This is a genomic window from Microcoleus sp. AT3-A2 (assembly GCF_036705685.1).
Taxonomy (GTDB): domain Bacteria; phylum Cyanobacteriota; class Cyanobacteriia; order Cyanobacteriales; family Microcoleaceae; genus Microcoleus.
In genome coordinates, this window is the sequence record NZ_JAUBVF010000028.1 from 1 (window position 1) to 21,469 (window position 21,469).

Sequence of the window (21,469 nt, forward strand, 5' to 3'; positions counted from 1 at the left end):
GCTGCCTATCTTTTTTTAGCACACATTGGCTCAATCCTCACCACCTCTCGGTTTCAGGCTGGTTGTCACCCCCCCAGCTCCACCAAGTTAACAAGAAACCAAGGCTGTTGTCGCCCGATCGCCTTGGCGCGGGCTGCGTTGCATCTAAATTGTCTGTTACTGCCCCCGTCCGAGTCCCCTGGTCCGAGTGTCGGAGGGCCCGAGAATTCAACGATATTGATTGAAATATGCGGACTTAGATACGCAACACCAAAGAAGCTAAAAGGCATCCGGCTGCATCCTGTTTTTTTTGTTCTCAAGCTGAGTCGGGGAAGGAAAATCGAGAGGCTTCACCGGGCGCTGACAATTGTTGCTGATTTTTGTTTCCTTGTAGCTGCGATCGAGAGGGCATTTGAATTGTAACGGATTAAACTAATGAAGGAACCCAAAAGAAAAGAGGTAGCTTGTGGTTAACGCCGATTTTCCTAAACAAATCACCGCGCCAGTCTTGAGTTTGACGTTGTGCGCGATCGCCGCCAACGGTATTATTGCTGCCAGATTTCCCCTCGCTGCGGCGGCACAAGTGCGATTGCGGCCCGAAACAACCATCGCACAATCTGGCGGCGTTCCACGATCGCCCGAAAGCTACAAACTCGGCGGTGGCGATCGCATTCTAGTAGAAATACTCGAAGTACCCGACCTCACCCGCAACTACGAAGTCCTTTCCGACGGTTCAGTCAACCTGCCGCTGATCGGCCTGGTCTCCGTCCGCGGTCGCACCTTAGTAGAAGCGACCAATATCATCCGCAACGCCTACCGCCGCGTCCTCAAAGACCCCATAGTCACAGTCAGCCTGGTCGCCGCCCGCCCGCTCAACGTGGGCGTCATCGGAGAAGTTACCAGGCCCGGAAACTTCACTATCACCCTAACTTCTGGCCCGGGAGTCGCGCCGAGTGTCCAGTACCCCACCGTCACCCAAGCGATCAGACTCGCAGAAGGCGTTACGGGTGTCGCCGACATCCGCAACATCCGCGTCCGCCGTCCCCAACCAGACGGCCCCGATCAAGTGCTCAACGTCAACCTGTGGAAATTCCTGCAAGAAGGAGACATCTCTCAAGACATCATTTTGCAAGACAGAGACACAATCGTGGTTCCCACAGTCGCCAACTTCAACCAAGCAGAAGCTCGCCAATTTGCGACAGCCAACTTTTCGCCGCCGCCAGAAAAACCTCGCTCAATCTCCATCGTCGGCCAAGTCACCCGCCCCGGGCCTTACGTCGTCATCGGCGGCAATACCACAAGCGACCTCAGCCGAGAAGGTTTCCCCACCGTCATCCGGGCCATTCAGCTAGCCGGCGGCATCACCCCCGATGCCGACATCCGGCAAATCCAAGTGCGTCGTCTCACCAGAAGAGGTGAACAAATTATCCCAGTCAACCTGTGGCAGTTCCTAGAGTCCGGCGACGGCGCCCAAGATACCATCCTCCAGGAGGGAGACACGATCATCGTGCCCAAAGCCACGATAGTCAACCCCGCAGAAGCTGGCGTGCTTGCTACCACTAACTTTGCTCGCCCCGGCATTAACGTTTTTATAGTAGGAGAAGTCACCACAAGCCTCGATCCGCTGAGCCTCCCAGCTAATGCCACGCTGAACCAAGCTTTAATTTCCCGAGGATTTTTTGGCTACGGTAATAACAGAGCTAGAAGGAATCAAGTTGAGCTAGTCCGCCTCAACAACGACGGTACAGCTACTAAACGGACGATCGAAGTCGATTTAACTCAAGGAATTAACGAAGAACTCAATCCTCAACTTCGCAACAACGACATGATTATCGTATCCCGCAGCGGTCTCACCAAATTAGTAGACCGCATGAACGCTGTAATCGGACCTGTCGGGCCAGCTACCGGAGTGTTAAATTTTATAAGCATTCTCCGATCTTTATTCAGGTAAGAACGCTGCTGCTGAGGTGGATAATTCCTGGCAAAGGCTAGAATAAACTAAACAATAGGATTTCCCAGTCGCGGCGCGGCAGCTTCAAAAATATCAACATCAAAAATATCAACCTCAAGAATACCCAGGCTGAATATGGATAGCAGACAAGATTACCAACCCTTCACACCCAAATCAAATGGCAAACTGCCGGACTTTTCGGCTCAGAACTACAGAGATAACTTCGTCGAGGAGACAGAGGAAGAAAAGCTAGACTTGTCCTGGCTCTTAGGCGTCCTGCGCCGCCGCTTCCTGGTCATGGCAGCAGCCACCGTTGCTTTGAGCGCGCTCGCAGGAACAGCGATCGTCCTCACGTCTAAACAGATTACGATCGAGTATGAAGGCTCCTTTTCTCTGTTAGTAGAACCAGCCACCGCTGAAGGTTTGCTATCCAAACAATTAGACAACACCGTCGCTGCCGACTTAGCAAAAATTAATATAGAAGGAATTAGCTTAGTAGACTACGAAACCCAAATTAGGATTTTGCGCAGCCCCAAAATGATGCAGCCCGTGCTTCAGGAATTGCGCGCTACGAATCCCAAAATGACCTACAGCGAACTGATGTCAAAACTGTCGATCAACCGCATCAGCTACACCAAAGATGGCAAACAGCAAGGCACAAAAATTTTAGAAGTTCGCTACAAAGATTCAGACAAAGAAAAAATTTACCGCGTATTGGATAAAGTTTCTAAATCTTATTTAGAGTACAGCTTGCAGCAGCGACTGACGGGCATTAATCAAGGGATTAAATTTATAGATATGGAAATGCCCAAGCTCCGAGAAAGAGTCGAAGTTTTGCAACTGCAAGTCCAAAAACTGCGTCAGCAGAGCAACTTGTTTGACCCCCAGTTAGAGGGAAAATCTCTTTCTGAACAAGTGCAAAGCATTCGGGGCCAGCAAGTAGAAATCAGAGTTAACCTAAAAGGGATGCGAAACCTCTACCAAAGCTATGAAAAATTACTCAAAGAAAATAATCCCCAGGGGGTGCTGATGACCCAAGGACAAGGTTACGCTGGACTGTTAGGTCAAATCCAGAAAATAGACTCGGATTTATCAATGAAATTAGCTCAGTACAGAGAAGACAGTGGGCCAGTTTTAGCACTGCGAAAAAGTCGGGAAGAACTGATTTTAACCGCCACTCAACAAGCAAAAGAAGGGGTCATGGGAAATTTGGAGAGCCAAATCCAAGAATTGGAAGCGCGCGATCGCGAAATGACCGCTTTGCAAAATGCTCTCAACCAAAAAATTAGAAACTTTTCAGTTACAACCCGACAATACGACAATTTACAGCGGGAACTCCAAGTAGTTACTAAGAGTTTCTCGGACTTCTTGGCCAAACGAGAAGCCCTGCGGATCGATGCGGCTCAGCAGCAAATACCCTGGGTGCTGATCACTCCTCCGGAAATTCCGCTAGACAAATTCGGCAGGCCTATAACAGCTACCGTCAAACAAACCAAAAAACAGTTAGCGCTAGCAGTAATTTTAAGCGGTCTCCTGGGCATAGCAATCGGCTTGCTCGTAGAGGTACTAAATACTGTGTTCCACACTCCAGAATCACTGAGAATAGCCACAAGATTGCCAATACTCGGGGTGATTCCGTTTACCAAAAAAGTCAAGCGCAGACCGCCAGCCAGACAGAGGAAACTAACATCGGCTCGATCAAACTCGAAAGTGGAAGTAGTCGAACCGGGCGAAGCTAGACCTACTGCTCCGATGCTTGGGGGGCCAAGTATTTTGAGCGACTTGGACTATCAATTTTTAGAAGCATTTCGATCGCTCTACACGAACATTCACTTGCTCAGTGCAGGCAGGGCGATTCGATCGCTCTTAGTCGGCTCGGCCGTAGCCGGAGACGGCAAATCTACAGTAGCTTTGCACCTGGCCGCCACAGCAGCAGCAGTCGGACAGCGAGTATTGTTAGTAGATGCAGATTTGCGCTGCCCGCAACTGCACGCTAAGTTAGGACTGCCAAACGTGCGCGGGCTTAGCGATGCCATCTCCACAGACCTCAGCCTCAACGACGCGATTCAGCGAGCGCCGAACCAAGATAATTTGTTCGTACTCACCGCCGGCCAAATTCCCCCCGATCCGATCAAGGTTCTTTCTTCCAAAAAAATGCACTATCTGATGGAGCAATTTCAAGCATTTTTTGACTTAGTGATTTATGACACCCCGCCACTAGCAGGCTTGGCAGACACCCACTTGATCGCAGCTCACACAGACGCTACGATTATGGTCGTCCAAATTGGGCAAACAGACCGATCGCAAGTTAGCAAAGTTCTAGAAGAATTAAAAATTTCTGGAGCTTCCGTCTTGGGAATCGTTGCTAACGGCTGCAAAAACCCCGGTTACAGCTACCGGCAGCGCCCGGTCGTTTTAGAGACGGCCTACGATCAAAAACTATCGGCTTTAGGTAGGAAAAATCCTAATTAGACAAATTTTGATGCAGGCGGCGTAGCGCCACCTGCATCAACCGGAAACGCACAACCAAGCTACACCATCATTTTTTGATAAAAGTACCATTTGAGAAAGAAAATGATAGACTAACGGACAGAGCCTCGTGTGTCAACCGAGATTGCGCGGATCTTTAATTTTGCGATAAATACTCAGAAAATGATTGAGAAGTGAGCAAAAGTGGGTAAACTACATCTAGCAGAGCGCAATCTCAATCCGGAAAAGACACCTTTGAAGGTAAACGTTAATGTAAACGTTTCAACCCAGAAACTTGGTAGGGATTATTCTATGAGTACAGTTATGGTTGTTGATGATAGCGTCACTCTGCGGGAGATGATCGCCGACTTGCTCAAAGGTAGAGGACTCAACGTCACGGTAGCGAGTGATGGCGTAGAAGCTCTAGAGCAAATCAAGGCTAACCGCCCGGATTTAGTCGTTCTGGATATCGTGATGCCCCGGATGAACGGCTACGAAGTCTGTCGCCGGCTCAAAAGCGACCCTAAAACCCAAAATTTGCCGGTGGTAATGTGTTCTAGCAAAAGCGAAGAGTTTGATCGCTATTGGGGAATGAAACAAGGAGCCGACGCTTACATCGCCAAGCCATTTCACCCTCAAGAATTGGTCGGCACTATTAAGCAACTGCTGCGAGGTTGAGGTAGAGGAATAGGGACAGGAAAAAAATTGTCTTGAGCGCTGATTATTTCTGCTCCCGCAGCCTCTCTAAACTACTCGATTGACAATAGTCCAAACATCCCCGTCCGATCGCACGTAGGGAACAGAAATACTTTTAAAACCAGTAATAAAAGGCTTGTAATAAACCTGCCAGTAGCTGGGACTAATTTGGTCGGCGATGGCTTTGAGTCCCTTCACTTCCGCCGCCAGTTCCGCCGCCAGTTCATTAATCCGTTCCGCGTGTCCCTGAGCTAGTAATCTTCCTTCTTCAACTTGCTCCTCCATCGGAGTGATTCTTTGCAACTTTACCGACTTCTGCTGTTTCTGACTTAGTTGAGCAGACAGAGCCGCGATCGCATCATCAATCCCCTTGACTTCTGCCGACACTTGTGCCGTTTCCCTTGCGTGACGCCGATAAGCATCGGCGATCGCTTGGGGCGAATCACCGGCTGGGACAACATCGGCAATACTAAGCTGCTGGCGTTCCCGGCGCAATTCCTCAATTTGAGAGTAAATTGCCTCTATATCTGTCTGAAGTTTGTCCACCTAATTATTACCGCGTGGTTGTTGGATATTTTAGCATATTAACACAAACCCCTCACCTAATCGGCATAGAAATTGCATATTTTAGGCGGGCTAGAAGCAATGCCCCACAAGCAGAAGTTGAAGAGTTTGAAAAATACAAATTTTTATATTTCTCACTTGATCGATTTCCGTCCATATCAAGTCCGGTTAATCAGGTGGTGTCCGGTAAAATCAGCATTATAGATTGGTAGTGAGGAAGGCAAGTCCGAGCGAGTTTTACCAGGATTAAAGTCGTCAATCGATTTTAGATTTTAGATTTTAGATTAAAGAATTGAAGAATTGAAGAATTGACCCCACGGATAAATTCGGAGGGCAAGTTTCATCGGATACAGGTTTTTTATTTCTGGGTCCTGAGTCTCCGAAGGAATGAATCCGGGGGCTTGTATCCTGGATGCTTTCGGTCACTACAAACACAATTGCCAATTCCCATTACCAATTATCAATTATTAATAGAATTTTCTAAGTTGTTCGCCCTTGCTGCCTCAACTTGACTATAGTCTCTACCAACACATCGGGTTGCACAGGTTTAGACAGATGTCGATCGAAACCAGCAGCAAAAGCACGATCGCGGTCTTCATCCCTAGCATAAGCCGTCAGAGCGATCACCCAAAATTTCCCTGTCTGCGTGTCCAAAGAACGCAGCCTTCGTAGCAGCGAATAGCCATCTTCCTCCGGCATTCCGATATCGCTGACCACAACATCCGGTCCAAACTGCGAAGCCACCTCAAACGCCTCAGCAGCAGACGATGCAGCCATGACAGCGGCCCCGGAATCTGTCAAGACAAACCTCATAAATTCCCGCGAATCAACCTCGTCATCAACCAGCAACACCTTAACTCCCAGTAAATTACCAGCGCCAGCCAAAACCTGCGCTTCCTCGCCGGCGATCGAATTTAGCTGCATCGCAGGGAGGCGGAAACTAAAAGTCGATCCCATATCCAGTCCCGGACTCTGGGCCCAAACGGTGCCGCCGTGGAGTTCTACCAACTGTCGGACGATCGCCAGACCCAGCCCCAAACCGCTATAATTGCGAGTAATCGTAGCATCCGCTTGGCGGAAAGAGTCAAACACGTAAGGCAAAAAATTCGGAGCAACCCCAATTCCCGTGTCGGTAACAGCCAGCTCAACCTCCGAATCAACTCTCGAAAGCCGGATTTCAACTCGCCCCCCGCGCGGCGTAAACTTAATCGCATTCGTCAACAAATTCCAAATTACTTGCTGCAAGCGGCCGGGGTCTCCTGATACCCAAAATCTCGGATTTAACTGAGATTCAGGATTACCAGAAACCTTCCCAAGTTCGGAAAATTCAGCAGTCTCCAAGCCCAAATCTACAATTGCAAACCGCAAATCGATCGACTTAGCATCGGCGGCCAACCGCACCGTATTCACCGCTCCTTCCACCATAGAAATCATATTTACCGCAGAAGGATTCAAAGTCAACTTGCCGCGAATAATTCTAGAAATATCCAGCAAATCATCAATCAATTGAGTTTGCAATTTAGCATTTCGCTCGATCGTTTCTAAAGCCCGCCCAGTAGCAGCCGGATTGAAACTGCGTTGCTGCAGCAGTTGCGCCCAGCCCAAAATCGCGTTTAAAGGCGATCGCAACTCATGAGAAAGAGTTGCCAAAAACTCATCTTTCATCCGATTTGCCTGCTGAGATTCCTCGTAAAGCCGGGCATTGTCGATCGCCGCCGACACCGCCTGAGCCAACTGCATTAAAATACTTTGGTCATCTTCGGCAAACTCCCCCTCATACTTGTCCGACAACTGAATCAATCCCAGATTTCTGCCGTCCCGAGTCGTCAGCGGTACAGCCAGCCAGCCCCGCATCGGCGGATGCTTCCCCGCAGCCTTGCCGAACCCCCGCCACGCCGGATGAGCCTCTAACTCGCTTTGAGTCATTCGCATCGCCTGTTGGTGCTGGCAAACTTGTTGGTAAATGCCCGTACCGTCTGGATCTTCGCAGTAATCTTGCCACGCGGCGTATTTTTCTGACATGGAAAACTTGCTAATTCCCGCATCCCAGTTGGCTGCAGGGTTGAGGTTGACTGCTACCTGGTGGACTTCCAGAATTTGGCGGGCGCTATCGGCAGCTAACTGAAGTATTTCTGCCACCGACAACGTGGAGTTGATAGCAACTGACGCGGAGGTTAACTTTTGCAGGCGGCGCAAATACGACCGCTCACGGCCCAACGCGCGCGAGCGGTCGTATTCTAACTGTTTGCGATCCGTAATGTCGATCGCCACGCCAGACAACCGAAGGGGTGTGCCAGATGCGTCAAAAAACACCCGCCCTTTGTCGTGAAGCCAAATCACTGAGCCGTCGGGTCGCAATTTGCGGTATTCCGACTCGTAAACTCCCGTCCCGCTGAGTGCGGCATCCACATCTGCCAAAAACCTTTCGCGGTCTTCTGGATGCACCGCATTCTTTTTTTGCTCAAAAGTACCAAAGGTGCTGTCTGGGCCCAAACCCATCTGTGTTTCGGCATTGGACGAGCGGCGGACTTCCCCCGATGCCACATCCCAGGTAAAAGCGATCATGTTAGCTGCTTCTAGGGCAAAGCGCAAGTTTTCCTCGCTTTCTTGCACCCTCGCTTCCGATAATTTGCGATCGGTAATATCCCAAACCACGCCGCTCGATCGCACCGATTTACCTGTATCATCATCAAAAAACTTGCCCCTACTGGCGATCCAGTGCAAGCTGCCGTCGAGCCAAATGACTCTAAATTCGTATTGGTATTCTATTTTGTTTTCTAAAGCAAAGGCAACAGCCCGGGCGATCGAGGCTTGGTCATCCGGGTGAATGCAGCTAAAAAACGCTTCGTAAGTTCCCGGAAAACTGCCTTTTTCCAAACCGAATAACAGTTCGTGTCCCTCCGACCAAACCACCTCGCCAGTTAATACATTCCAATCCCAAGTTCCCATTTTCGAGGCTTCGATCGCCAACCTCAGTCTTTCCTCCGAAATTGCCAACTGCGCCGACGTTTTCGCGTAGTTCTCGCGCAACTGCTGTTTTTTCAAGCTTTCGCCCACGGCCCCCGCCAGCCGCTTGAAGTGCCGCCCTTTGAACACGTAATCGCTCAAACCCGCTTTCATCGCTTCGACTGCCACTTGTTCGCTGCCGCTGTCAGTACACATAATTACCGGACAATTCGGGTAGCGGCTGTGAACTTTTTGGAGAATAGTTAATCCGTCGCTCCAGTGCAGTTGATAGTCGGTAATTACTATATCAAAACCCCCGGCTGCCAGGATGTGTTCTAGAGTTTGGATATCAATAACGGACTTAATTTCTAAATCGGGAAAAGTTTTCCTCAGTTCTCGATCGATCATCAGGCGATCGTTCGGGTTGTCGTCGATTAACAGAATAGACAGCATTAGCCTTTTAGTTTTTGTATCAGCGCAAACATTCTTAAATCTAACAATACGTTATTGAGCAATCTCGACAATTTAAATATGTACTTGGTGGGTTAATTAGACTTGCCAATAAATTTATTGTATTTGCTTGTATTTTATTATATTTTACAGCTTGTAATATTCTCAACCCGCCTTTTAGGGGCGTGCCCACAACCAAATGAATTAAGTAAGTTGTTGTAAAACCGATCAGAAACCATGCTCAGCCGGGAACGGTGCAAGAGCTCAGTTAACTCTCACTATACTACTTGTTTATTCTGTGTGCTGGTGTGAAGAAGAGCGGGGATTGATGCTTGTCAGCTACAGCAGAATATTGCTGTTAAAAGCCTCTTAGTGGCAACCTCATCTTTTAAATCACGATTCACTGCGCGTTGCCGAACTTCCTTCCTCAACTCTGGCACTTGCGTAATTTTACCCAGAAGCGGGTACCGATTCCCAGAGTCGATTTCAGCCCGATCGCACCCCCCATTCGATCGACTCCTTTGTTCGCTATCGCCAGCCCTATTCCCGTCCCTGGGTACACTTCTTGACCGTGCAGGCGATCAAACAACCCAAAAATCCTCTCTTGAAATTTTTCTGCAATACCAATGCCGTTGTCTTCTACCCAAAGATAGATACATTCCTCCTCGGCTTCTGCATAAACTCGCACCTGCGGCTCTATCCCAGGCTGCACGAACTTAATAGCATTGGAGAGCAAGTTAACCAAGACTTGCAGCAGCGTAGCAGGATTGGCCAACACCGTAGGTAGCGGTTCGACAACCGTTATCCGAGCTTGTTTGTGGGCAATTTCAACCTCTAGTTGCGCGATCGATTGAGCTACAATTAAATGAAGAGAAACTGCTTTTAGTGGTAAGTTAGCTTTGCTGAGGCGGCTGTACTCTAGCAAATTTTCGATTAAAGTATTCATCAGACTTGCAGCATCATTAATCCGAGACAAGTAATCCTGTGCGGTAGCATCCAACTCGCTGGCTTTATCTTTAAGCAACATTTCAGCAAAAAACAAAATTCCCCGCAGAGGAGCGCGCAAGTCGTGAGAAACTGAATAGGTAAACGATTCGAGCTGTGCGTTAACTTCTTCTAACTCAGCAGTACGCTCTCTCACCCGCTCTTCCAAAGTTTCATTAAATTCCCGCAAAGCAAGTTCAGCCTGCTTGATCTCAGTAATATCTTCTACCAATCCCTCAATTGTACTTTCACCTTCTGCGCTGTAGAGATATTGAGTAAACCGAATCCATTTTACTCGACCGTCTGCCAAAGGAAATGTAATTTCGATATTTTGAGACCAAGACTTCCCTGAATCTAGGGGTTGGACAAACAATTGCTGGAGATAAATCCCTTGGACATCTGCTAAATTGCTGGTATCAAACAAGCGCAAAAAAGCTTGATTGCTTTCCAAAAGCTGCCCCTCGGAACTCGCTCGAAAAACTCCGACATTTAAGCGTTCTAGCAGAGAATGAAGTTGGTTTTCCAGTCGAGCAACTCGTTCCCAGGCTGCAACTCGATCGAGCACTGCACGAACAGCAACGCAAAGGCGGACGTAGTGCTTCGGCGACTTGATAATGTAGTCGTCCAATCCTGATTTCATCGCCTCTACAGCAATTTCTTCATTGCCAGTATTCGTAAACATTACAATCGGGCATTCTGGATAACTGGCTTTGATAGTTTTCAGCACATCTAAACCGTTTGTCCAGCGTAGCTGGTAATCGGTAATTACCAGATGGAATCCCCCTCGTTTCAGTGCTTCCTCGAATAATCTATCGTCTGAAATTTCCGTTATTTGCAATTGCGGCAATTGCCGCTCTAACTCGCGTTTGACGAGCAGCCTATCTGTTGGGTTGTCGTCAATTACTAGAATGTGTACCACTTTAACAACTTATAATTTGGCTGTTAGCTATAGCCCCGATCAATCACTCCTAATAAAAATCTGGGAGGTTGCCCTTTAAAAAAAATGACGGGATTCCTCACTAAAAACTTAATTCACTCGTTACCAGGAACAGCCTGGTAACGAGGAAACAAGCAATAAAAACCGATAAACAGCCACTACAAACCACTAAATTCTCTCGGTTCCGGTAGTTCGGTATAGTTGAGCCAATACTCCCTAAAACTCTGCATCATTTCTAATAAAGAAGCAAACCCGACTGGTTTGACTAAATAAGAATTTACCCCTAAATCGTAAGCTCGCTTGACATCAAGTGTTTGCCTAGAAGAAGTAAGCATAACCACCGGCAAGCGTTTTAGTTCCGGCTGCTGCCTCAGCCAAACCAGAACTTCGTGACCGGACCGCCTGGGCAATTTCAAATCTAGTAAAATTATCGCAGGTAAAGGATAGCGATCGCGATCGCTGTACTCTCCGTCACCATTTAAATAAAAAACCGCTGCATCTCCATCTCGGACAATTTGCAGCGAAGTATTAGCAAAAGTCTCATTCCGAAATGCCCGCTGCATCAACAAAACATCAACGGGGTTATCTTCCACCAGTAAAATTGTCTGCGTTTGCGTCATGCTTCCTCAGTTGTATCCAAAATCGACTGCCTTGTCCTAATTGAGATTCCACTCCAACTTGACCGCCCATGCGATCGACTCCTTTTTTTACAATAGCTAATCCTATACCAGTTCCGGAGTAAGATTCGATACCGTGCAGCCGTTCAAAAACCCTAAAAATGCGTTTTTGATGTTCTGCAGCAATACCGATGCCATTGTCTTCTACCCAAAGACGGATGAAGCCGACTGGCAATAGGCAACTGGCCATAAGTAACTGGGAATGTTCCCACTCTCCCACAGTTCCCCTTTCCAATTCTCCCGCTGTATCCGTGTCTCTCTGTCCCTCTTGAGGCAGCTCAAGTTCCTCGGCCCATATCTGCAATTGGGGGGATGCGCCTTCCACAAATTTTATAGCATTGGTTAGCAGATTGGCGATTACTTGAACTAAAGTAACGCGGTGGGCAATTACCGCAGGCAAGGGTGATTGAACACTGATTTGAGCGCCCCTGGATTTAGCGTCGGCTTGTACCATAGCAATTGCTTCGGCGACAGCAGATTCTAACTCTAAAACTTGCAGCGATAAATCACTGCGGCTGAGGCGGCTGTAAGCTAGCAAATCTTGGATTAATTCTTCTAATTGTTGCCCCGAATTAACAATTTGCTGGGCGTATTCTTGACCTAGTTCGTCGAGGATGTCGCGGTAATCTTCTAATAAAGCTTCAGCCAATCCCTGCATTCCCCGCAGAGGAGCACGCAAATCGTGAGCAACGGTATAGGCGAAAGATTCTAATTCTTCGTTAGCTGCTTGAAGTTGATTGGTGCGGAGTTCCACTCGCCGTTCTAACGTAGCGTTGAGCATCCGAATTTCCGCTTCTGCTTGTTTGCGCGCAGTCACGTCAATGGCGGTACTAATTACTAAACTTCTGCCGTCAAAAAGCTTGCCTAAAGGTGCGGAAAAAAAGTCCCAAATTCGGCTTTCGCCACTGGCTGTGGCAATCATATATTCGCCTTCAGAAATGCGCGCGTTTAATTGGTGCAGTCGATCGATATCTGCTTGCACTAGGGATTTGCGGCTGTGGTAAGCTTTTTCTGTCCAATCTTCAATTGTGGGAATTTCGGAATATTCATAGCCTGAGAGTTCAGTCCAAGCGCAGTTAATTTGCAAAACTTCTCCGTTTTCAGCGTGCAGCATAATTGGCAGCGGTGCGTTGAGAATGGCGAGGCGGAAACGTTCTTCCGTTAATTGTAGGGAGTGGCGATCTTGTTCTAGCTGTTCTAACAGTTGATTTTGCTTGATTTCGGCATTGTCGCGCAAAGTTCGATCGCGCTTCACCAAATAGTAAACCAACACCATCAACAAGAAATTTAGTAAAGCAGCAACGGTAAAAGTCAGGATTGTCAAATTAGCACTCGTTTGAGATTCTCGGGCGCGCTGCTGCAATAGCTGAGTTTCTTCCGCAGTCATGGCGGCTATCTGCTGCCGAATGTCGCCCATGATTTGCTTTCCCCTACCGGATTTTACTTGCTGCAGGGCTGCTGCTAAGTTTTGTTGGCGTCGCAGATTGATGGTTCCTTCAAGTTCGGCTAATTTAGAGTCGATCGCAATTTTCAAGTTGCGAATGCGCTGTTGCTGCAGGTTGTTGTCAGCGGTTAGCTGCTGCAATCCGACTACTTGTTGGTTGATGCGGGCGATCGCGCTGTGATACGGTTCTAAATAACGTTCTTCTCCCGTCAGCAAATAACCGCGCTGTCCGGTTTCAGCATCTTTTAATGTGGAAAGCGTGGCTTCGAGTTCGGTTAAAACTCGGTGAGTGTGGCTCACCAAGCGTTCGTTTTCGACTAACTTGAGAGTATTGCGGTAGGAAGTTGCCGCATTGAAAATTAGCAGCGCCACTACCATTCCGATACCTGCTGTGATTTGGGGAGTCAGTGATTGTTTCATGAAATACTCGGCGCGCGAGTCCTGCTTTTTTTTATTTTAGCTGGATTAAGACTACCCGAGTTTTTGGCGCGCTCAGAGACGGCGACTAAAGCCTATAAATTTAAGGTTCAAATGTGCGATCAATCTTGTGTTTAGTTTAGCCTCGCTCTTCCTCGCATCCGCCTTAAGTCGGAGATGGCATAAATCGCTCTCTTGCGTCTCGTGATTCAGGCAGGCACCAGACAATCTAGGATAACCTGCAAAGCTTAATTCACCTTTTTTTGTATCGAGTTTTGTATCGTTCCTGTTCCTTGGGCAGTTTCAAATTGCGGCGCAAATAAAAGAATTTTTACCTATTGACTCCAGTTGATTTTTGGGGTATATTTTAGATAATGGTAGTGGTGACATAAATTTTAATTTTGCTAATATTCCCATTATTAAATAATACATTATCAAAATAGCCAAGTCAAGCTTTTTACCCCAAAAAAAAGGCGATTTTTTAATATTTTATTTAAAAAATAATTTTTTTTGGAGGCAGGGAGAAATTCACAGAGGCGATGACGCGGGTGAATAGTATCAGAAATGCGATCGATCGGGTAATTGGGGAGAATGAATGAGTTGAAATTAGTTTAACATCGGAATTATATCTTTTTGCGAGCGAGCGTCTCGATCGCACTCGCAAAGAGACACTCGTCCTGCACTGAGAAAATTAACTGAGAAAATTATGATTCCGAGTGCAGTGCCGCAACAATATAATTACACAATCGCAGCCGCTGCTTTCATCGCGAAAATGCGATCGATCGCATCCTCAACAACCTTATCAGGCGTAGAAGCACCCGAAGTCACACCCACCACAATTTTACCATCCGGTAGCCAACCTTCAGCTACGACCAAATCTGCCCCCAAAGGCTTGTGTTCGATCCGATTTCCCGGTAAAATGCGCTCTGCACAATCAATGTGATAAGAAGGAACAGTTTTGTCGATCGCAATTTCCTGCAAATGCGTAGTATTAGAAGAATTAAAACCCCCAATCACCAGCATCAAATCCAGCTTTTCCTCAACCAAACTCAACATAGCATCTTGCCGTTCCTGAGTCGCATCGCAGATAGTATTAAAACTCAGAAAATGCTCGCTCAAATTCTCCGGCCCGAACTTCCGCATCATCGTTTTTTCAAACAACTTGCCAATATTCTCTGTCTCAGTTTTGAGCATAGTAGTTTGGTTAGCAATCCCCACCATTTCTAAATCCCGATCCGGGTCAAAACCAGCAGAATAAGCCTTACTAAACTTAGCCAGAAACTCAGCGCGATCGCCCCCATGCAAGATATAATTGCTGACATATTCAGCTTCTTGCCAATTCAGCACAATCAAATACTTATCAGCAAAAGAACTCGTAGCAACAGTTTCCTCATGCTTGTACTGACCGTGAATAATCGAAGTATAATCCTTTTTTTTGTGCTTTTCAACAGTATTCCAAACCTTAGAAACCCAAGGACAAGTAGTATCAACAATCTTGCAGCCCTTATCATTAAGCAACTGCATTTCTTGGACACTCGCCCCAAAAGCCGGTAAAATTACCACATCGCCGCTATCGACAACCGAAAAATCTTTCTGCCCATTCTCAACAGCAATAAAACCAACTTCCATATCCCGCAAATGCTGATTGACAGACGGATTATGAATAATCTCATTAGTAATCCAAATCCGTTCGGTTGGGAAATGCTGGCGAGTCTCGTAAGCAATAGCTACAGCGCGTTCCACCCCCCAGCAAAAACCAAAAGCCTGAGCCAGTCGGATCGTGACTGCGCCGCGTTCGAGTCTGTAATTATTGTCGCGAATTTGCTGGATCAGACTGCTTTGATAAGCCGTCTGCATTACCCCAGCTACCTCAGCTTCGTGTCCGAAACCCTTGCGGTGGTAGTTTTCCGACTGTTGGAGCGATCGTTTAAAAGCTTTAGTATCCATGCGGTATCGAGTTGAAATCTAGGTGAATTACCTTTGATTTTAGAATGCGTGGGGTGCGATCGGGCTTATTGGCTCAGTAGCGAAGAGGGGATATGCTATTTATACGATCGACACATGAGAGGGAAGAAGGAATGAATCGCGAAGACGCGGTTCGTAAAAAAAAAACTTAAAAAAGCAGAGAGACCCAGATAGCTGAGTCTCTGCACGATCGAACTTATTCAAAAAATCAGCTTTACACCTTCTTCGGCGCAAAAGGAGAACTCGATTCAAACGAACTGAAACCGCCGGCAAAATCCTCACCGTAAGCTTCTTCCCCGTGCTGACCAATATCCAAACCTTGGTCTTCAGTAGATGACGGCACTCGCAGTTCCATAAACTGTTCCAAAATTTTCAGGATCACAAAAGTGCCGACAGCCGCAAACACGTAAGTAGCTAGAACGCCTACAAACTGGGTGACGATTAGCCCCGGATTCCCGGCAAACAGCCCGTCATTTCCGGCAGCGTTCACCGCTTTAGTCGCAAACACACCAGTCAGTATCGCACCCACAGTTCCGCCTAAGCCGTGAATCGGGAAGGTATCCAAAGAGTCGTCAAATCCCAGCTTAGCCCGGAAACTAACCGCAAAGAAGCAGCAAACCGAAGTGATCGATCCGATCAAAAGCGCCCCCACTGGCAGCACGAATCCAGCCGCAGGTGTGATGCCCACCAATCCCGCTAGGAAACCGCTAGCAATTCCCACTGCTGTCGGTTTGCCTCTGAGCACCCATTCCAGGATTGTCCAAGTTAAACCGCCTGCTGCTGTTGAGATCATGGTGGTGACAAAAGCCACTGTTGCTAAAGAACCAGAACCCAAAGCACTACCACCGTTGAAGCCAAACCAGCCGAACCACAGCAGCCCAATTCCCAGCAAGACGTAGGGTACGTTGTGGGGGGTGTGGGGCTTGTTCAAATGGTCTTTGCGCGGTCCGATTACCCAAGCTGCGACAACGGCAGACACACCGGAACTGATGTGCACGACTGTGCCGCCGGCAAAGTCTAAAGCTCCCATCGCCCCCAGCCAGCCTCTACCCCAAACCCAGTGGGCTAAAGGAGAGTAAATGAAGGTAGACCACAGCAGTACGAACCAGAAATAGGTTTTAAATGTTACCCGTTCGACGATCGCCCCTGAAATCAAGGCCGGAGTGATGATGGCGAACATCATCTGGTAAACCATGAAGACTTGGTGGGGTATGGTCGGTGCGTAGCCGATCGGATCTGGTTTGTCGGCCGTGACGTTGTTCAAGAACATCCAGTCGAAACCGCCGATGAAGGTTTCGATCCCTTTCCCAAAGCCTTCGGACGCTGGAGTCGAAACGTCAAAGGCCAAACTGTAGCCCCACAGCGTCCAGGTGACGCCGATCAGTCCCATCATGACTAAGCTCATCATCATGGTGTTGAGGACGTTGCGCGATCGCACCAGTCCCCCGTAGAAAAACGCCAGCCCCGGTGTCATTAGTAATACCAGTGCTGCGGAAACCAACATCCAGGCCGTATCGCCGGTGTCGATCGGATTCGGCACCACTGCAGCAGCAGTACCAGCAGCATCTTGAGCTAAGGCATTGTCCGTTAGCGGTACGCTTAACAGCCACAGCGCGATGATGCCGATCGTTAAACTTTTTTTGATCACGTTAGTTGTACCTTCTCATACTCAGCAATTTTTAAGGAAGACCGAGCCGATTTTAGATGCGAGGATTTTAGATGCAATAGTTATTTGGTTTTAAGTCCGTGTTTTAGCGGAACAAATCTTCAATAGATAATTCCCCAATCCTCAACCTCCCGACTTTGTATAGCCGGACTCATCTAAATTCGTCAACTATCAATCTAATGGTCTATGCCTTTTGGATTGCACCATTTGTACGAACAATTATTCTGTATCACCCTATACTAAATGGCTAACTATCATGTTTCTTAATCTATCAGTGGATACTTGACATAGCCAGTGATCGCAGAGTAGTCGGAGAGGGGGAGTTGAGGAGAGGGCGGGAGTTTTGAGTTGGGGAGAGTCGGAGGAGGAGAGGGGGAGAGTTGGGGAGAATGTTACTTTATCCTTTATCTTTCTAACTAATGACTAATGACTAATGACTCATGACTCATTTTTCAACTGCATCTGATCGAATAGTTGGAGAGCCGATCGCCAAACCAGATAACCTTGATCGTTAAGGTGCAAGCCGTCTGTGCTGAGTTCAGTTGGCAAATTGCCGTCAGCATCCGCAAACAGCGGGTACAAATCCAGATACAAAACATTTTCCGAACTAGCAATTTCTTTCAGCCGTCGATTTATTGACCTAATCCGACTGTTAGGAATCGCCAACAGCCGATCGCGATTTTCCCAAGTAGCTTGTTCCCCGCTGTGCGGCAAAATCGACTGAACAACCACTTGTGCTTTGGGGTGAGCCCACCGCAAATCGCGAATTATCTGCCGCTGGTTGTCCAAAATCCCTTCGTCGCTGGCCCCCCGCAACAAATCGTTAATCCCAATCATCACAAACACTGTATCCGGCGCAGTGCGATCGAACAACTGCAACCGCTTCAGCAAACCCAGGGAAGTCTCCCCCGAAATCCCTTGATTCAGCCAAATTCGATCAACTGGTAACAACTTGGTCGGAAACCACATACTCAGAGAATCCCCAGCCAAAACACTCAGTCTTGAGGGTCGATTCGCCGCCGCCGCCTCAGCTTCGCGACCCAACTGCGTCACCCACTGCTGGTAAGTCCATTTATGTCGCGGCCCGGGAACGGGCACGTCTAGCACTGCCTTTGCAGAGATCGCCGGTTGGTCAATTTGTTCCTGGGCCGCTTCTGCCGTCACCGCATCATTCGCCTGGAAGCTTTCTGTCAACTTGTTTCCCCGCAGCAGTAGTTGAGTGACTGTAAGTATCAGTACCCCGTTCGTCACCAAAGATAGCAAAGCCCAAACCGGAACAGTTTTTGATCGGCTAACTTCCATCCCTAAGAGGGATTTATGAGTTCTACTTCTGCTACCTCCTCCAAACTTATCCATAAACTCAAGCTATTTGCAGCCATCACACCGAATAATTTGCACTCATTGCTGCATCAAATTTTACCGCTCAATTAAAGCCTCAATTCTTGTAATAATCAAGCACTGTGCTGTGTTGGGCAAGGGCGGCGATGCAGAACTTTGCTTTTTGGCACTACTTTACCATAAAAAATCTGCCTACCAAACTTTCTTGCACATAAATCGGACTTGTCCAACCCGCAGACGGGGACATAAATATATCTAAAACTTACCGAAATTACCCATTTCTGATGCTAAAATCCAAAAATGAAAAAATTAACTATAACTGAAGCAGCCAAACTTAAAGGTGTGAGCGCTTCCACCTTGCGAAGATGGGAAGCCGAAGGCAAGCTAATACCCGAACGCACGGCTAATGGTCACAGACGCTATGACCTAGCTCATCTTCTCGGCTTAAAACCCAACGGCGCTTTAACCATTGCTTACGCTCGGGTTAGCAGTCACAACCAAAAAGATGATTTAGACAGACAAAAACAAGTTTTGGAATTGTTTTGTGCATCTCAGGGGTGGCAATTCCAAATCATTGAGGATGTAGGTTCTGGGGTTAATTACAGTAAGCGGGGTTTACAACATCTAATTCGGGCGATCGCAGACAATCAAGTCGAAAGGTTGGTATTAACTCACAAAGACAGACTGCTGAGATTTGGTTCTGAACTAATTTTTAATTTGTGCGAACACTTTGGGACAGAGGTAGTGATTATAAATCAAACCGAAAATACTAGCTGTGACGAGGATTTAGCTAAAGATATACTAGAAATAATCACTGTTGTCTCCGCCCGCCTTGATGGCAGCACGAATCCCAATAACAAGCGCGTCGTTGAAGAACTTAAAGCCATTGCCGGTAAACTCTAATCAATACACCAGCTTGCAAAGTTCGTTAGTTACAGATTCTCAATTCCCCATTACCAATGACAGACGCACATCTCATGCAATCGGAAACTACTATATTTAAGGCGTTGCAGAATAGCGGGATGATTGTGATTTTTTTCTCTGATTTGTTCTGGTAGACCCTCCTTTGTATTTTCACAACAGGCGGGACACCCCACAATAATCATCCTCAAATTGTGCAACGCCATCTTTAAGACATTAAAGGTCAACTAAAAATAAAAATATGCCCGCATTCGCATCGAAGATAGAAACGCGAGCACAACGATAGACAGCCATAAGTTAGTGGCTATTTCAGAGTGTGGTTTTTCTGAATAAAGGCGTGAATTAGCTGATAAATAGCTAATCTAGGACACGAAAGCTGAATTGATCGATCTCTTCGCACGCTCTACAGTTTGCTAGTCTTGCCTCCAGAACCCCCACCATAACCGCCGTAGCTGGTCTCACTTCTGTTATCCAAGCTCGTTTCCTTCACAAACCCCGTGTAAGCTTCCATCCCGTGTTCGCCGATATCCAAACCTTCCGCCTCCTCTAAAGCAGAAACGCGGATACCCAGCAAAGCTTTGAGTGCCAGCCAAAAAATCGTACTCAGCAGCACGGTCATCCCCCCTACAGAGATAATGCCGACCAACTGCGCCCAGAGTTGACCGAAACCTCCGCCCAAAAGCAATCCGGCTGCGGGGCCTGCGGTATAAAGCCCAGTTGTAGGCCCGTCAGCAAACAGCCCAACTGCCAGAGTTCCCCAGATGCCACAGACTAAGTGAACTGAAGTTGCGCCTACAGGATCATCAATTTTCAAGTTGTCGAAGAAAGTTACTGCGAAAACTACCATAATGCCGGCGATCGTGCCGATTATGGCAGAGTTGGGCACGTTAATCCAAGCGCAGCTCGCTGTTACGCCGACTAAGCCCGCAAGGATGCCGTTGATAATCATCGAAAGGTCGGGTTTGCCCAGGTACAGCCAAGCAGTAATGGTTGCAGCAACTCCCCCGAAGGCACCAGCAGTGTTGGTGGTGATCGCAATATGGGCGATCGCATTTGGATCGACTGCCATTGTCGAACCGGGATTGAACCCGAACCAACCCAACCACAGAATCAAACAGCCCAGGGTGGCAATGCTCATATTGTGTCCCGGCATCGCCACAGTATCGCCGTCGCGGTACTTACCAAGCCGCGGCCCCAAAAATGCTGCTCCCATCAAAGCCGCCCAACCGCCAACCGAGTGAACCACCGTCGAACCGGCAAAATCCCAGAAGCCTGCGTCTGCCAGCCAGCCGCCGCCCCAAATCCAGTGTCCGGTAATCGGGTAAGCAATGCCTACTAGCAGCAAGCAGAAAATTAAGAATTCAAGGAATTTAATTCGCTCTGCAACTGCTCCAGAAACGATCGTCGCAGCAGTTCCCGCAAAAACTAATTGGAAAAAGAATTTAGCGTTGAGGGGGACTCCCGTCCAGTTAAGCGACTCGAAAATGCCTTGATAAGCCTCTCCTGTGGCAGGGCTGTTGTCGGCTACATTCCACAGAAAAAATCCGCTGCTGCCGATAAAATCGTTGCCATTGCTGAACATTAAGCCAAAGCCGATCGCCCAAAATGCGATCGTAGAAAGCGCAAAAACAATCAAGTTTTTGGACAACACGTTCACGGCATTTTTCTGACGGCAAAAACCGGTTTCCAACATACCGAAACCGGCGTTCATAAAGAACACTAGCATCCCCGCCACCATGACCCACATGGTATCCATGCCCACCTTAAGGCTTGCTAATTGTTCCTCGGTGGTTGGCGCGGGAGCTGTTTGGGCTACCGCCGCATATCCCCACACCAAGACGATGATTGCTGCTAAAGGTATGCAGGCTTGCCAACTTGGAGTGAGGCGGGCGATCGCCCTTTGTAACTTCTTCAACCTGTTGACTTTCGTAAAAAATTTAGCTGCTGGCAAATTTAAAGTCTCCCGCCTGACTTGTTTCGACTTTTTCTTTCCGACAGTCATTTTAATCACTTTTACCCTCTTTACGGCTAGTAAGCTCAGCAATATTCGGAAAACTTTCCAATC

General features: G+C 47.8%; 13 protein-coding genes. 4 read left to right on the forward strand and 9 right to left on the reverse strand.

What is annotated here, in order from left to right:
* Nucleotides 1-445: 445 nt before the first annotated feature.
* The 3 genes from QUB37_RS16770 (at nt 446) to QUB37_RS16780 (ending at nt 5,077) form a co-directional block, all read left to right on the forward strand.
* Nucleotides 446-1,930, forward strand: a complete 1,485-nt coding sequence (locus QUB37_RS16770; RefSeq protein ID WP_333163932.1) for a polysaccharide biosynthesis/export family protein — start codon at nt 446-448, stop codon at nt 1,928-1,930.
* 135 nt (nt 1,931-2,065) lie between these two features.
* Nucleotides 2,066-4,402: a polysaccharide biosynthesis tyrosine autokinase gene (locus tag QUB37_RS16775; RefSeq protein ID WP_333163934.1), complete on the forward strand. Its 2,337-nt coding sequence runs from the start codon at nt 2,066-2,068 to the stop codon at nt 4,400-4,402.
* A gap of 309 nt (nt 4,403-4,711) precedes the next feature.
* A complete protein-coding gene (locus QUB37_RS16780) occupies nt 4,712-5,077 on the forward strand; it encodes a response regulator transcription factor (protein ID WP_039886668.1) in 366 nt (121 codons plus the stop codon).
* 66 nt (nt 5,078-5,143) lie between these two features.
* Here the strand turns inward: QUB37_RS16780 and QUB37_RS16785 are convergent, their stop codons facing one another.
* From QUB37_RS16785 to QUB37_RS16820, 8 genes are all read right to left on the reverse strand, one after another.
* A complete protein-coding gene (locus tag QUB37_RS16785; protein ID WP_333163936.1) occupies nt 5,144-5,641 on the reverse strand; it encodes a hypothetical protein in 498 nt (165 codons plus the stop codon).
* Nucleotides 5,642-6,139: 498 nt separating this feature from the next.
* A complete protein-coding gene (locus QUB37_RS16790; protein ID WP_333163938.1) occupies nt 6,140-9,058 on the reverse strand; it encodes a response regulator in 2,919 nt (972 codons plus the stop codon).
* 424 nt (nt 9,059-9,482) lie between these two features.
* Entirely contained in the window at nt 9,483-10,958 is a 1,476-nt protein-coding gene (locus tag QUB37_RS16795; protein WP_333163940.1) for an ATP-binding protein, read from the reverse strand.
* A gap of 176 nt (nt 10,959-11,134) precedes the next feature.
* Nucleotides 11,135-11,596: a response regulator gene (locus QUB37_RS16800; RefSeq protein ID WP_333163944.1), complete on the reverse strand. Its 462-nt coding sequence runs from the start codon at nt 11,594-11,596 to the stop codon at nt 11,135-11,137.
* Nucleotides 11,559-13,517, reverse strand: a complete 1,959-nt coding sequence (locus QUB37_RS16805) for a CHASE3 domain-containing protein (protein WP_333163947.1) — start codon at nt 13,515-13,517, stop codon at nt 11,559-11,561. Before QUB37_RS16805 ends, QUB37_RS16800 begins: the two co-directional genes overlap by 38 nt.
* A 735-nt stretch (nt 13,518-14,252) precedes the next feature.
* The gene (locus QUB37_RS16810) at nt 14,253-15,461 is read right to left on the reverse strand and encodes a 4-hydroxy-3-methylbut-2-enyl diphosphate reductase (protein ID WP_333163949.1); all 1,209 of its coding nucleotides are present in this window, start codon (nt 15,459-15,461) and stop codon (nt 14,253-14,255) included.
* Nucleotides 15,462-15,693: 232 nt separating this feature from the next.
* Nucleotides 15,694-17,127 carry an ammonium transporter gene (locus QUB37_RS16815; protein WP_333163951.1) on the reverse strand — a complete coding sequence of 478 codons (1,434 nt, stop codon included), beginning with the start codon at nt 17,125-17,127 and terminating at the stop codon, nt 15,694-15,696.
* A gap of 456 nt (nt 17,128-17,583) precedes the next feature.
* Complete coding sequence (locus QUB37_RS16820) at nt 17,584-18,501, reverse strand: SGNH/GDSL hydrolase family protein (RefSeq protein WP_333163953.1); 918 nt, start codon at nt 18,499-18,501, stop codon at nt 17,584-17,586.
* Between the two features lie 282 nt (nt 18,502-18,783).
* On the opposite strand from QUB37_RS16820, the gene QUB37_RS16825 reads away from it, so the two are divergent.
* Nucleotides 18,784-19,386: an IS607 family transposase gene (locus QUB37_RS16825; RefSeq protein ID WP_333163956.1), complete on the forward strand. Its 603-nt coding sequence runs from the start codon at nt 18,784-18,786 to the stop codon at nt 19,384-19,386.
* A gap of 421 nt (nt 19,387-19,807) precedes the next feature.
* Here the strand turns inward: QUB37_RS16825 and QUB37_RS16830 are convergent, their stop codons facing one another.
* Entirely contained in the window at nt 19,808-21,406 is a 1,599-nt protein-coding gene (locus QUB37_RS16830; protein ID WP_333163958.1) for an ammonium transporter, read from the reverse strand.
* Nucleotides 21,407-21,469 lie beyond the last annotated feature (63 nt).

What these genes read in the sequence shown, in the direction of transcription:
- QUB37_RS16775 (WP_333163934.1), top strand. Translation starts at nt 2,066, where the DNA reads ATGGATAGCAGACAAGATTACCAACCCTTCACACCCAAATCAAATGGC.
- QUB37_RS16780 (WP_039886668.1), top strand. Translation starts at nt 4,712, where the DNA reads ATGAGTACAGTTATGGTTGTTGATGATAGCGTCACTCTGCGGGAGATG.
- QUB37_RS16790 (WP_333163938.1), bottom strand. Translation starts at nt 9,058, where the DNA reads ATGCTGTCTATTCTGTTAATCGACGACAACCCGAACGATCGCCTGATG.
- QUB37_RS16800 (WP_333163944.1), bottom strand. Translation starts at nt 11,596, where the DNA reads ATGACGCAAACGCAGACAATTTTACTGGTGGAAGATAACCCCGTTGAT.
- QUB37_RS16805 (WP_333163947.1), bottom strand. Translation starts at nt 13,517, where the DNA reads ATGAAACAATCACTGACTCCCCAAATCACAGCAGGTATCGGAATGGTA.
- QUB37_RS16810 (WP_333163949.1), bottom strand. Translation starts at nt 15,461, where the DNA reads ATGGATACTAAAGCTTTTAAACGATCGCTCCAACAGTCGGAAAACTAC.
- QUB37_RS16820 (WP_333163953.1), bottom strand. Translation starts at nt 18,501, where the DNA reads ATGGATAAGTTTGGAGGAGGTAGCAGAAGTAGAACTCATAAATCCCTC.
- QUB37_RS16825 (WP_333163956.1), top strand. Translation starts at nt 18,784, where the DNA reads ATGAAAAAATTAACTATAACTGAAGCAGCCAAACTTAAAGGTGTGAGC.
- QUB37_RS16830 (WP_333163958.1), bottom strand. Translation starts at nt 21,406, where the DNA reads ATGACTGTCGGAAAGAAAAAGTCGAAACAAGTCAGGCGGGAGACTTTA.